9 protein-coding genes and 1 pseudogene are annotated in these 11,160 nt (G+C 68.4%); 7 read left to right on the top strand and 3 right to left on the bottom strand.

Annotated features, from left to right (window positions below):
- Window positions 1-294: 294 nt before the first annotated feature.
- Window positions 295-735, top strand: coding sequence for a MarR family winged helix-turn-helix transcriptional regulator (locus FB380_RS23870; protein WP_166757825.1), 441 nt, complete (start codon window positions 295-297; stop codon window positions 733-735).
- Window positions 736-818: 83 nt separating this feature from the next.
- Here FB380_RS23870 and FB380_RS23865 read toward each other — a convergent pair whose 3' ends face one another.
- Both FB380_RS23865 and FB380_RS23860 read right to left on the bottom strand, forming a co-directional pair.
- A complete protein-coding gene (locus FB380_RS23865) occupies window positions 819-1,340 on the bottom strand; it encodes an ATP-binding protein (RefSeq protein ID WP_166757824.1) in 522 nt (173 codons plus the stop codon).
- Between the two features lie 609 nt (window positions 1,341-1,949).
- Window positions 1,950-3,233 (bottom strand): aminotransferase class V-fold PLP-dependent enzyme, encoded by a 1,284-nt coding sequence (locus FB380_RS23860; RefSeq protein ID WP_166757823.1) that lies wholly within the window; start codon window positions 3,231-3,233, stop codon window positions 1,950-1,952.
- A 142-nt stretch (window positions 3,234-3,375) separates the two neighbouring features.
- Between FB380_RS23860 and FB380_RS23855 the strand changes: the two genes are divergently transcribed.
- The gene (locus FB380_RS23855; RefSeq protein ID WP_166757857.1) at window positions 3,376-5,598 is read left to right on the top strand and encodes a putative bifunctional diguanylate cyclase/phosphodiesterase; all 2,223 of its coding nucleotides are present in this window, start codon (window positions 3,376-3,378) and stop codon (window positions 5,596-5,598) included.
- A gap of 199 nt (window positions 5,599-5,797) precedes the next feature.
- On the opposite strand, the gene FB380_RS23850 is transcribed toward FB380_RS23855, so the two are convergent.
- Window positions 5,798-7,429 carry a methyl-accepting chemotaxis protein gene (locus tag FB380_RS23850; RefSeq protein WP_166757856.1) on the bottom strand — a complete coding sequence of 544 codons (1,632 nt, stop codon included), beginning with the start codon at window positions 7,427-7,429 and terminating at the stop codon, window positions 5,798-5,800.
- A gap of 184 nt (window positions 7,430-7,613) precedes the next feature.
- Here FB380_RS23850 and FB380_RS23845 point away from each other — a divergent pair, with 184 nt between their 5' ends.
- The 5 genes and pseudogenes from FB380_RS23845 to FB380_RS24255 all read left to right on the top strand — a co-directional run.
- Window positions 7,614-7,904, top strand: a complete 291-nt coding sequence (locus tag FB380_RS23845) for a transposase (protein WP_166757855.1) — start codon at window positions 7,614-7,616, stop codon at window positions 7,902-7,904.
- Between the two features lie 41 nt (window positions 7,905-7,945).
- A complete protein-coding gene (locus tag FB380_RS23840) occupies window positions 7,946-8,779 on the top strand; it encodes an IS3 family transposase (protein ID WP_229682325.1) in 834 nt (277 codons plus the stop codon).
- A 693-nt stretch (window positions 8,780-9,472) separates the two neighbouring features.
- A complete protein-coding gene (locus FB380_RS23835) occupies window positions 9,473-10,003 on the top strand; it encodes a hypothetical protein (RefSeq protein WP_166757854.1) in 531 nt (176 codons plus the stop codon).
- 65 nt (window positions 10,004-10,068) lie between these two features.
- On the top strand, window positions 10,069-10,539 hold the full coding sequence (locus FB380_RS23830) for a hypothetical protein (RefSeq protein WP_166757853.1): 471 nt from the start codon (window positions 10,069-10,071) through the stop codon (window positions 10,537-10,539).
- Window positions 10,540-10,965: 426 nt separating this feature from the next.
- A pseudogene (locus tag FB380_RS24255) lies at window positions 10,966-11,160 on the top strand (hypothetical protein); the annotation flags it as partial.

Genomic DNA, 11,160 nt, shown 5'->3' with positions numbered 1-11,160 from the left:
GTCGTCGCGGAACTCCTTGGGGTAGGGCTTGGGCACGGTGAACATCCTTCCAGCGGCACCTCTCGGCACCGCAGATCAGATGTCACCTACTCGTGCAGCAGTCCCGTTTCGTCCACAGTACCTTTCCTGACATCCCGGCACCGCTGTTCCGCACGACTGCTGTGCAGGGTTGCCCAGAGGGACGTGGCGGGGACTGAGCATGGATGCGCTCTTCGGTGGTGCGCAATGGAGTGCTCGCAAGATCATAGATCGTCACGAAACCTGACGACGTCCCCCAACGGTTAGCCTGGGTTGATGGAAGAGGCGACCATCGGCCCTGATCCCCCGCTGGCTCGTCTGCTACTGCTGGCCAGCCGATGGTTCGACGACGAGTCGCGAGATGAACTCCAGCAACGAGGGTGGCCGCGACTGAGTCCGGCTCAGACCCTGCTGTTTACCTTCCTCGACGCCGAAGGCACACCACCTGCTGAACTGGCCCGGCGCCTGGGACACAGTCGGCAGGCCACCCATCAGCTCATCGACGGGCTCTGCCGACTCGGTTTCGTCGAGCTGGGGGTCAACCCCCAGCGGCGCGGCGGCCGCCTCGTGCTGCTCACCGGGCACGGTCGCGAACTCAGGTCCACGGCTTGTGACATTCTGCATGCACTTGAGATCAGCCTGGGAGCCCGGCGGGTCCGCACCCTGCGGCGGCTGCTCGCGGAATTCGACGTCGCTGCCTTTCGTTCTACCGTATGAGCACGCGAGTAATCGCCGCACGGGGAAGCCGGTGGTAGTGGCCGACCGGGAGCAGGTGCAGCACCACACGCGTCGGCCAGCGGTCAGCAGGCCTGCTGCCCCCGGTGCGTTGCAGTCAGACGGGGTTTGGGCAACCCACGGGTGGCCTCAGGCGGAGCTTCGGCGCGAGTGAAGTCGATGCGCGCCCACGCAGTCTTGTGCCCACCGTCGGCAAACCAGCCGTGGTCGCCGCAGATCTGTGCAACAAGGTAAAGCCCTAGCCCACCGAGGGCGGCGTCCCGATCCACTGCCGGACTTGGCGGCGTCTGGAAGGCGGCGTCGCTGACCTCCAGCAGCCAATGGTTCCCACAAGCGGTGATGACCACCTCTACCGGCGCGTACCCGTGGCGTAGCGCGTTGGAGACGATCTCCTCGAACACCAACAGCAGTCGTTCCGCGGCCCCTTCATCGGCCTGCCCCGATGTCGTCTCACGTTGGAGCGCCGTTGCCAGCTGACGGCGGCAGCGTGTGGCCTCAGCGACCCCGGTGGGAAACCAGCGGCCCAGCACGATCGGGTCAGCGGCTGATTCGGGTGGCTGCCGTCGGCCCCAGAAGTTGTCGCTCACGCGTGGCCCTCTCCACTCGGCCGCAAGGACGAGCCGCCGCGCAGGAGACTTCCGGGCCCGGCATGCCCGAGGACGTAACCCCGACCAGGTGCCGCCGTCCATCTTCTACTGGTGGCTCACCGGTCGGATCGCTACACGTGGGAAGGTACGCGGCAAACCACTACCGGCCGGTCACCGCCGCCGGAAGTGTCTTCCTCGGATACCTGGTGCAGGCCACGCGGGACCTCACGTCGGGAAGCTGACCCGTCGTCCCCGCACTGGCACTGCGGGGGGCGGCAGGCTTTGCCGACGACCGAGGAGGAGCGAAGACCTGGGAGGTGCCCACGATGGGGGCTGGCCGAGTCACAGGGCGTGGTCCGCTTTGAGCTCGGTCTGTGCGCGTCCTCCACTCAGTTCCGCTACGGCGTCGCCGGTTGGTCTTTTGGCACGGACCGGAGGGTAGAGGGACTACAGCTATCCGAACGCCCGTGGCCCCGTTTCACGTTGCGCCGATCCCTACGGTCACTGCTGCTGACTGAGCAGGCCAGAACGAAGACGCCGTCCTGGCGGTCCTGCATCACGACCGTCTCCTCGGCATCGACCTGCCTCCTTTGCTGCGCCTCGCCGTCACTAGTGCCGGGGAACGTAGTCACCGTGCTCGTCGAGGCGGTACCGGGTGCCTTGCTCCGGGGTCGCGGCGATGGCGCGAAGCGCGCTTCCGAGAGCTGCCACGTCGCACAGCGAGGTGGTGCGGTTGGCGCTGGCGCGCACGGCCCCGGGGAGCTGGTGGCGCTGGTCGAGCTGGGCGTCGCGATGGAATTGCTGGACCTGCTCCTGGCTCAGGGAGAGGAGCCGGGCCATGTAGGGGTGGGCGCAGAAGCAGCCGCTGCGCACGCCGATGGCGTGCTCGGCGGCTAGACGGGCGGCGAGCAGGGCGTGCGGGAGTCCGTGAAGGTTGAAGGTGGCAACCGGCAGGCGGTCACCTGCCGCCGGCCCGTAGCGGTGCAGGCCGGGAACGGTGGCCAGTTCTGCATCCAGTGCCTGGGTCAGGGAGCGTTCGTGGGCCAGCAGCCCTGGCCATCCGTTGCTGGTCAGTTCGTGCGCGGCTGCGGCGAGTGCGACGGCGCCGAGCACGTTGGGTGAGCCGGCCTCGTCGCGGTCGGGTGCGTCGGCCCATACGACATCGTCGAAGGAGACGGCCTTGACCGCCCCGCCCCCCACCAGCAGTGGTTCCCCGCGTGCCAAGAGGTGCCGGGGTGCGACCAGCGCACCGGAGCCGAAAGGTGCGTACATCTTATGCCCGGACAGGGCCAGGGCATCCACCCCGAGACCGGTCATGTCGATGGGCCGGTGCCCGGCCAGCTGGGCGGCGTCGACCACCACGAACACGCCACGCGCCTGCGCGGCCCCCGCGATCCGGGCGAGCTCGGGTAGCCAGCCGGTGACGTTGGACGCGCCGCTGATCGCCAGGACGCGTGGCGTGGGGTGCTGGTCCAACGCGGCGATGACGTCCTGCGGGGTGAAGGTGCCACGGGTGTCGACTTCGATGACCCGCAGTCGGGCGTAGCGGCGCCACGGCAGGAGGTTGGCGTGGTGCTCGACGGCAGTGGTCAGCACCACGTCCTCGGGCCGGAGGTCCAGCCGAAAGGCCAGCGTGTTCAGCGCCTCGGTCGTGTTGCGGGTGAACAGCGCAAGATGAGTCCCCGGGTCCGCGCCGACGAAGGGGAGCAGGCTCTCCCGGGCCTGCTCGTAGCGGGCGCTGGCATAGCGGGACTTCGCGCCGGCGCCCCGATGAACACTGGAGTACCAGGGCAGGAAGTCCTGCACCGCCCGGGCGACGGTGACCGACGCCGAGCTGGTGGCTGCCGCGTCGAGGTCGACGTAACGGCGCAGCTCGCCGCTGAGGACCGACACTTGAACGTCCTCACCGACGAGGCGGCCTCGATCGTTTGTCAGCGCACTGTCCATGACGGTTTCATCGGCCGCGCCGGCCACTTCTTGAATCCCTTCGGGTGAAGTCGGTCAAGCGCGGCGCACCACGAGTCGTTGAGCTCTCATGGGCACCATCACGCAGCACACGAGTACGCCACCCAGGTGGCGGGGCGGGGTCCGGCTGACCCCGCGGGTCTTCTGGGACCTGGCGGTGTACACGGTCGGCTTGGGGATCGCTGTCGGGCTGGTGTTCCCGCCGTTCGCCACCGGCCTGGGAGTGCCCGCGCGGTTCACCGAACGGCCGTCGTTCCAGGTGGCCTGCCTGGTGGCCGGCTTCCTGGTTGGTGCGCTGAGCTATGCGCTGTGCCGCTGCGTTGTGGGCGGCCGCCTCGCCGTCCTCAGTGCCCACCTACGCTCAGTGGCGGAGAACATCTCCCAGGCCAGCCGCACCGGGAACTGGTCACAGTCGACTTCCCAGCGCATCCGGGTGGACTCTGATGACCAGCTCGGTGAAACCGCGCGGGCGTTCAACTCCCTGCTGGACGCGCTGGAGGCCGGTGAACACTTCCGGTCGCTGGTCCGCAACGCCTCCGACATCATCACCGTCGTCGATCCCTCAGGCGCCATCACCTACCAGACCCCGTCGGTGGGATGGGTGCTGGGCTACCCGCCCGGAGCGCTGCTCGGCAGCGACGTGCACGACCTGCTCCACCCCGACGATGCAGCCACCTTCCGCACCCGCCTGGCCGGCGTCATCGCCGGCTCCACGCAAACGCCGTGCACCGGGTCGAGGATGCGTCACCGCGACGGTTCCTGGCGTTGGATGGAGACCGTCGCCAGCAACCTGCTGGACGATTCCGCCGTCAACGGCATCGTGCTCACCACCCGCGATGTCAGCGACCGTAAGGAGCTGGAGGAGCGGCTGCGCACCCAGGCCTTCTACGACCCGCTGACCGGCCTGCCCAACCGGGCACTGTTCATGGAGCGCCTCAGCGCGGCCGAGGACCTCGAGCGCGACACCGGCGCCCCGGCCGCCGTGCTCTTCCTGGACCTGGACAACCTCAAGGCCGTCAACGACAACCTGGGGCACAGCGGCGGAGACATCCTGCTGCAGGTCGTCGCGGCCCGGGTCAAGGCCTGCCTGCGGCCTGAGGACACTCTCGCCCGGCTCGCCGGTGATGAGTTCGCGGTGCTGCTCATCGGCGCGCACAGCAGCGAACAGGCCACCCGGGTAGCTGACCGCATCCTGGCCTCCCTGCGTGAGCCGATCATGCTCACCGACCAAGTCGTCCGCGCCGGCGTCAGCCTGGGCATCGCCACCTCGGCCACCTGCGCGGTCAGCGGCATCAGCCTGCTGCGTGCGGCCGATGTCGCCATGTACGTGGCCAAGACCAACGGCAAGGGCCGCTGCGAGGTCTTCCGGCCCAGCCATCACGCCGCGCAGCTGGATCGGGAACGCCTGCAGGCCGACCTGCACCAGGCCTTGGACCGGCAGCAGTTCGTGCTTCACTACCAGCCGATCGTCGATTTGGCCTCCGAGCACATCAGCGGCTACGAGGCGTTGCTGCGCTGGCAGCACCCCGAACGCGGCCTGGTCCCCCCCGTAAAATTCATCGCCCTGGCCGAAGACAGTGGTCTGATCGTCCCCATCGGCCGCTGGGCTCTGCGCGAGGCGACCCGCCAGGCCGCCGCCTGGCAGACACAACACCCCGGGGCCGACCTGCGTGTCAGCGTCAACGTCTCGGTCCGGCAGTTCCAGCACCCGGGCCTGATCGAGGACATCACCGACGCGCTGCACCACGCTGGCTTGGACCCGCGGCTGCTGACCCTGGAGATCACCGAGTCCCTGTTCGTGCGGGACACCGAGGGCACGGCCGGCAAGCTGCGGCAGATCAGAGAGCTTGGTGTCCGTTTGGCCTTGGATGACTTCGGGACCGGGTACTCCTCGCTGAGCTACCTGCGCCGTTTCCCGATCGACATTCTCAAGATCGACAAGTCGTTCGTGAGTGGCGTCGGCGTAAACGCCGAGGATCGCGCTGTCATCGGCGCCATCGTCCAACTCGGCCAGACCCTGCAATTGGACCTGGTGGCTGAAGGCATCGAGACGACTACCGAACTTACCGCCCTCCAGGCACTGGGCGTGCAGTACGGACAGGGCTATCACCTCGGCCGTCCGGCCGCGACCACCGCACACGAGGACCTCAGCGACCGGCACCTCGAGCGCCGACAGCCGGGTTCTCGCGGCAGGCCGCTGCGGCCGGTGTCGCATCACCGGCTGACGTACCCGACCCCGGAGCCAGAGGCCGACCACCCGATCCCCGAACAGCCATCAGACCAGGCTTCCTAGGACTACAAGTCATTCCAGGCGTGCCGCAGACTTCCCGCTTGTCCAGTCTGCGCCTCGCACAGCGCACCCAGCTGCGATGACGGCGCCTCCTGAGATCTGCCGATCAGATGGGCTGTACGCCGCCTGCGGCGGTCCCCCGCCCCCACCAGTGAGCGGGGGACCGCCGCCTCATGCTGTTCCCGGTGGGCGCAAACGGTGCTCAGTAGATGAACCGGGCGACACTGGTGCGCAAGTCGGCGGCCATCCGGGAGAGCTCGTCGACGGCGACGCGGGTCTGGGTCAGCGCCTGAGTGGTGGAGTCCGCGGCGGTGGAGACCCCGACGATGTTCTCGGCGATCTGCCCAGATCCGCCGGCGGCCTCGGTGACCGAGCGGGCCATCTCATTGGTGGTGGCGGTCTGTTCTTCCACCGCTGAGGCGATGGTGGTCTGGCGGTCGCTGATCTGGCCCACGATCGTCGAGATCTCCTCGATCGCGGTCACCGCTGCGGTGGTGTCATCTTGGATGGCGGCCACCCGGCGGGAGATGTCCTCGGTGGCCTTGGCCGTCTCCTGAGCCAGCTCCTTGACCTCGTTGGCCACCACCGCGAAACCCTTGCCCGCCTCACCGGCCCGCGCGGCCTCGATCGTGGCGTTGAGCGCCAGCAGATTGGTCTGCTCAGCGATCGAGGTGATCACCTTCACCACATTGCCGATCTCGGCCGAAGACTCGCCCAGCTTGGTCACCGTCGCCGTGGTCATCTGCGCGGCAGTCACCGCCCGGGAGGCCACCTCACTGGCCTCGGCGGCATTGCTGGCGATCTCCCGGATCGAGGCACCCATCTCTTCGGCTCCGGCAGCGACGGTCTGCACATTGCGGCTGACCTCATCGGCCGCGGAGGCGACCACACCGGACTGCGCGCTGGTCTCCTCCGCCGACGCCGAGATCTGCGCCGACGAGGCCGACAACTCCTCCGAGGAGGCCGCCACCGCATCCGCGGAGGCGACCACTGAGGCCATCAGCTCACGCAGTGACACAACAGCGCTGTCCAGCGAGGTTCCCATCCGGCCCAGCTCGTCGCGGGTGGACAGACCCGAGGTGCGCGTCAGGTCACCAGCGGCCAAAGCGTCGGTGACGTCCTGGGCCTTGCGCGTGGCCCGGGCGATGCCGACCGCGACGAACAGCCCGATGCCCATCGCCACAGCGATCCCGACCACCAGGATGGCGATCGAAGCCGTGCGCTGACTGGCGGCCGACTCAGCGGCCGCAGCCGCGGCCTCCGACGCTTCGGCCACCTCCAAAGCCACCAGCTCGTTGAGCGCGTCCTCCAGCGCGCCGGTGAGCGGCTGGGCCAGCGTCGCGTTCGCCTCGATCCAGCCGGCGTAGTCATTCGCCAGGGCCAGCGGCAGCAGGGTGGACTCCTGCACTTGGGTGTACTGCGCGTAGATTTCCTCGATCTCGGTGATGTGCTCTTGCTCGGCCGTGGTCATCTCGGTGCTGGTGTAGCTGCCCATAGCGTCTGCGAACCGGGTCCTCAGCTCTTGAAGGGCGTCCACGCTGGCCTGCGCCTGAGCCGGGTCGGCCACCAGTACGGCGTCCCGGTTACGGATGCGCATGTCTTTTTGCAGGCCACGCATCGTTGTGACGTCGATCAAGCCCGCCACGTTCGACTGGTACATCACCTGCGTCCGGTCCGCCGCTGTGTTCAGCGCCTGCAGCCCGAGCACGCCCACCAGCATGGCCACGGCTGAGGCCACAGCCACGGCTGCCAAGATCTTCGTCTTCACGGTCCGGTCACCCCACCAGCTGCGGAAGACCCGCGCGGCAGGACGAAGGCGGGTGGGATCGGGCATGGCGTTCTCCTGAGTAGGGCGAAGCGGCGGCGCAGCGACTATGGGCTACTCCGACTGTCAGAGGGCGTCATCGACCTGTGGCAGTGAGAATCCAGGCCAACGGCTGGAGACCGCGGGTAGGAGCCTGACCCGGTTTCCCGGACACCTGACCTGAGGCGAGAATCGCCTGGGAGAGGAGTCCTGGATGCCTGCAGCCAAGCCGCTGGAGTTTCGTCGCCGTGCCGTGGAGCTGGCCCGGCAGCGCGAGAAGCCGATCGCTGAGATCGCCCACGACCTGGGGATCGCGGAGTCGTGCCTGCGCCGCTGGATGAAGCTCGATGACGTCGACGCCGGCCGGTCAGACGGCACGACCAGCGACGAGCGGGCCGAGTTGGTGCGGCTGCGCCGGGAGCTGCGGGTCGCGAAGATGGAGATCGAGATCCTCAAGCGGGCCAGTGCCTACTTCGCCCGCGAGGTGCTGCCGGACCCAAAATAGGGTTCCGGCTGGTTCGTGAGCTCGCCGCCGAGGGCTTCCCCGTGGCGGTGACCTGCCGGGTTCTGCGGGTCTCCCGCTCAGGCTTCTACGAGTGGAAGGGCCGCCCACCTTCGCTTCGGGCGGTCGCCGACGCGTCGCTGACCAGCACCATCACCCAGGTGCACGCCGGGTCCCGGGCCACTTACGGCGCACCGCGGGTGCACGCCGAACTGCGCCTGGGACTCGGGGTGGCGTGCGGGCGCAAACGGGTTGCCAGGCTGATGCGCACCGCCGGGCTTGTCGGGGTCTGCCACCGGCGCAAGCACCACCGACGGTCTGTCCCGCTACCGGCCCAGCACGTGGACCTGGTGCAGCGCCGGTTCAGCGCTGATGCACCGGACCGGCTGTGGGCTACCGACGTCACCGAGCACCCCACGGCCGAGGGGAAGGTCTACTGCGCCGCGGTGCTGGATGTGTTCAGCCGGACCATCGTCGGCTGGTCGATCGCTGACCACATGCGCTCTGAGCTGGTCGTCGACGCTCTGGAGATGGCCCGTTGGCGCCGCCGGCCCACACCTGGAGCGATCGTGCACAGCGACCGCGGATCGCAGTACACCAGTTGGATCTTCGGTCACCGGCTGCGCACCGCCGGGCTGCTCGGGTCGATGGGCCGGGTTGCCTCCAGCGTGGACAACACCATGATGGAGAGCTTCTGGTCGACCATGCAGCGCGAGCTGCTGGACCGCCGCCAGTGGTCCACCCGAGCAGAACTTGGGTCAGCGATCTTCGAATGGATCGAAGGCTTCTACAACCCCCGCCGACGCCACTCCGGCCTGGGCTACCGCAGTCCCGCAGAGTTCGAAGCACTTCACACCGCCGCACTCACCGCGGCATGATCAACGAACCGAACGTGTCCGGAAAACCGGGTCAAGCTCCGGTACGACACCGAAATAGGTCGGTGACCGCGCTAAGCCGGAGACCCGTGTACATGTCGACGCCACCCCAACTTCGGCCGTTAGGAGCCAGGAAACCCGACCACTCGCGGCCCGACCCACTTCCGGAGAGCGGGTCGTGTCACAAGCTGCAGCGCCCCAGAGGGCATTCGCATGGACATCGTCTTCTCCGTCGGGCTGGGGCCGGCGTTTCGGGCGCATCCGCGGCGTGCCAGGTCGCTACCTACCCCGCCAGGGGACCCGCCAGGGGGACCCGCCAGGGGGACCCGCGTGCGGTCGAGACCGATGACGGTAGAGCCGATTCGACAAGCTCACCGCCCAGCACGCCGTGCTGCCGTCCAACGTCAGGATCCGCCCGAATCGGACCAACTGTTCGGATCGGTGAGACGCTCGACTGAGGCAGGTCCCTGTGGGTGTGCGCCAACTCGCGTCGCGCAAGCAACGGACGGCCTTGAACGGTTCCCTGGACGCTGGCAATCCATGCCCCCTGTGAACGGATCTCCCCCCTTTGGGGGGTGATTTCCCGCGCAGTTGTCAGGGCGCTCGCTCGTGCACCCGTTGCTTGTGCACAACGGGACGAAGTCGTTCCGCGACAAGCTCGCCACGGAGGCGACGTCCCCGGAACGGAGACCTGCCATGACCATGACCATCCCCGCCCACGAGCCGGTGTCCAAGCGCAAGCGCGTCGGCGTAGTTTTCAGCGCCAGCATCTTGATGCTCGGCGGCGGTGTCGCCTGGGCTGCCTGGACCAACAGCGGCACCGGTGCGGCCAACGCCCAGGCCACCACCGCGACCGGGCTGGTCGTAACCGCGGGAACCCCGTCAAGCACGCTCTACCCCAAGCCGGCAGACGGATACAGCGATCCCTCGATCGGTGCAGTGTACACCACCGTCGCCAACCCGAACCCCTACCCGGTCCAGGTCACGACCGTCAGCTTCGGGGCCGTCACGATCACGCCGCTGTCCGGACGCTCCTGCCCCGTCGGCAGCGTCGTCCCCACCTCCAGCACGCCGACCGCCCTGGCCACCCCAATCACCCTGGCAGCCAATGCGTCAGCCACCGCGGTCACCATCCCCGGCGCGGTGGAGATGATCTCCACCGCCGAGGACGGCTGCCAGGGCGCGTCCTTCAGCGTCCCGGTCACCCTCACCGGCGCCTCCGCCTGACCTGCCCCTCTGCTGTGGGCGCGCCGACCGCGCGTCCCACGGCCCGTCCCCCTCCCGGAGCCGACATGCTGGCGCGCCTCACCACCGCGGTCATCACCTTTGTGTGTTCGTTCGCTGTCCTCGCCGCTGGCCCGGTCCAGGCCGCCTGGAGCAGCGCCGGCGCCGGGCTCGCCGCCCAGACGGCAACGGCCATGCCGAGCGGCCCCACCCCGACCGTGACCATGAGTTACAGCCTCGGCGTCGGATACATCTACCGGCTGACCTGGCCGGCCAGCATGCTGCACGCCGGCCGGCCGGTGACCGGCTACCGGATCTCCCGCTCTGTTGGCGGATCGCTGCTGGGGATCGGTACGTGCAGCGGAGTCACGGTGACGGGTCTGGGCGCGCCGATCTACGTCCCCAGCGATGTCGGTGCGGACGCCTACACCTGCACAGACGTCTCGCTGGTCCCGCTGACCGCGGTCCGATACACGGTCACCCCGGTTTATGAGAAGTGGGTCGGGACAGCGTCCCCCTGGTCGATGCCCACGAGCTGAGCGCCCCGGCTGGCAGGTAGGTGTCCTGCTCTCAGCTGGAGCTCTTATCCGAGAGGCGGCACTGTCCGGTGAACCAGCGGCGTGAGACAACCCGTTCGTCGCCGACCATCAGATGCCAGCTTGAACCCCCGTGCAGACGAGGTGCTGCCCGACCGACGCGCGAAGTCCCCGTCCTCTCCGCATGGCGGTTGAAGACATTCTCCGGGTGCGTCGGAGGGCGCGGCATCACCGCGGAAGGTCCGGGGTGAGCACTCGGCGCGCCCGCCACCAACGGCTCCGCCCAGTTTCTTAACCTTGGTAGGTGTTCCAACCAGCCAGGCGGCCAATGGTCAGCCCCGAGTACAGCCCTTCTCGGCGCACGACCCGCCCCGCCGCCACGTTCCTCCCCCACTGGCACAGCCTCTGCGAACCGTCCACGCCGATCCGATGAGCGTGGTCTCCACCGCGGGACCGGTGGTTCCGGTCGAAGGAGCAGTGCCTGCCGGGGTAATGCCCCTCAGCCCGCGCAGCTCCATCCGACCTGTGTTGTCAGGGCTCCGTAAGGCCGCCATCTTCCTCGCTCAGCTGACCTCAGCCGAGGCTGCCACCTTGATGTCGAAACTGCAGCCGACAGAGGTCGAT

The sequence above is a fragment of the Modestobacter marinus genome (genome assembly GCF_011758655.1).
In the GTDB taxonomy this organism is placed as follows: domain Bacteria; phylum Actinomycetota; class Actinomycetes; order Mycobacteriales; family Geodermatophilaceae; genus Modestobacter; species Modestobacter marinus.
The sequence above is the reverse complement of the archived record's forward strand: the minus strand, read 5'-3'. Positions and strand labels throughout refer to the sequence as shown.

What these genes read in the sequence shown, in the direction of transcription:
- FB380_RS23870 (WP_166757825.1), top strand. Translation starts at nt 295, where the DNA reads ATGGAAGAGGCGACCATCGGCCCTGATCCCCCGCTGGCTCGTCTGCTA.
- FB380_RS23855 (WP_166757857.1), top strand. Translation starts at nt 3,376, where the DNA reads ATGGGCACCATCACGCAGCACACGAGTACGCCACCCAGGTGGCGGGGC.
- FB380_RS23850 (WP_166757856.1), bottom strand. Translation starts at nt 7,429, where the DNA reads ATGCCCGATCCCACCCGCCTTCGTCCTGCCGCGCGGGTCTTCCGCAGC.
- FB380_RS23845 (WP_166757855.1), top strand. Translation starts at nt 7,614, where the DNA reads ATGCCTGCAGCCAAGCCGCTGGAGTTTCGTCGCCGTGCCGTGGAGCTG.
- FB380_RS23835 (WP_166757854.1), top strand. Translation starts at nt 9,473, where the DNA reads ATGACCATGACCATCCCCGCCCACGAGCCGGTGTCCAAGCGCAAGCGC.
- FB380_RS23830 (WP_166757853.1), top strand. Translation starts at nt 10,069, where the DNA reads ATGCTGGCGCGCCTCACCACCGCGGTCATCACCTTTGTGTGTTCGTTC.